Here is a 1206-nt window from a genome sequence, read left to right as displayed (position 1 = left end):
CTAAGGAAGGTGCGAATAAGCAGGTCATTTCTTCCCAAGCTGACTCGCTGATTAAAATTTCGCGGATCTGGGCCGATTTTTTTCCCGCAAACACATCGAATCAGCCTATTTAGGCTATTTTTTCCACCATTTCTGGCGTTATTTCCGGTTTTTACTGAGATCTCTCCCACTGACGTATCATTTGGTCCACCCGAAACAGGTTGGCCAGGGTGAATAACATCGCCAGTTGGTTATCGTTTTTCAGCAGCCCCTTGTATCTGGCTTTCACGAAGCCGAACTGCCGCTTGATGATGCGAAACGGGTGCTCCACCCTGGCACGGATGCTGGCTTTCATGTATTCGATGTTGATGGCCGTTTTGTTCTTGCGCGGATGCTGCTTCAAGGTTTTTACCTTGCCGGGACGCTCGGCGATCAGCCAGTCCACATCCACCTCGGCCAGCTCCTCGCGCTGTGGCGCTCCTTGGTAGCCGGCATCGGCTGAGACAAATTGCTCCTCTCCATGAAGCAGATTACCCAGCTGATTGAGGTCATGCTCGTTGGCCGCGGTGGTGACCAGGCTGTGGGTCAGGCCACTCTTGGCATCGACACCAATGTGGGCCTTCATGCCAAAGTGCCACTGATTGCCTTTCTTGGTCTGATGCATCTCCGGATCGCGTTGCTGCTCTTTGTTCTTGGTAGAGCTGGGTGCCTCAATGATGGTGGCATCCACCAAAGTGCCTTGGGTCATCATGACGCCTGCTTCGGCCAGCCAGCGATTGATGGTCTTGAACAATTGACGGGCCAGTTGATGCTGCTCGAGCAGGTGGCGGAAATTCATGATGGTGGTGCGATCCGGCAGGGCGCTATCCAGGGATAATCGGGCAAACAGGCGCATGGAGGCGATTTCGTACAGGGCATCTTCCATGGCACCGTCGCTCAGGTTGTACCAATGCTGCATGCAGTGAATACGCAGCATGGTCTCCAGCGGATAGGGCCGTCGGCCATTGCCCGCCTTGGGATAAAACGGCTCGATGACAGCGGTCATATTCTGCCATGGCAGAATCTGCTCCATGCGGGAGAGGAAAATCTCTTTTCGGGTCTGACGGCGCTTAGTGCTGAATTCACTATCGGCGAAGGTGAGTTGATGGCTCATGATGTCCCTCTGGGATGCGCTCCGGATGAATATGATGATCTCATATCAGGAACTTGTTCGCACCTTCCCTAAGT

1 protein-coding gene is annotated in these 1206 nt (G+C 53.6%); it reads right to left on the bottom strand.

Going from position 1 to position 1206, the window contains the following annotated elements; translation table 11 throughout:
- Positions 1-151: 151 nt before the first annotated feature.
- Positions 152-1132, bottom strand: coding sequence for an IS5-like element ISKpn26 family transposase (locus tag FO013_RS22160; RefSeq protein WP_000019445.1), 981 nt, complete (start codon positions 1130-1132; stop codon positions 152-154).
- Positions 1133-1206 lie beyond the last annotated feature (74 nt).

Origin of the sequence: Brevibacterium aurantiacum (genome assembly GCF_007558825.1) — a bacterium.
Taxonomy (GTDB): domain Bacteria; phylum Actinomycetota; class Actinomycetes; order Actinomycetales; family Brevibacteriaceae; genus Brevibacterium; species Brevibacterium aurantiacum_A.
Note: the sequence above shows the minus strand (reverse complement) of the source record. Positions and strands in the feature narration are given on the sequence as shown.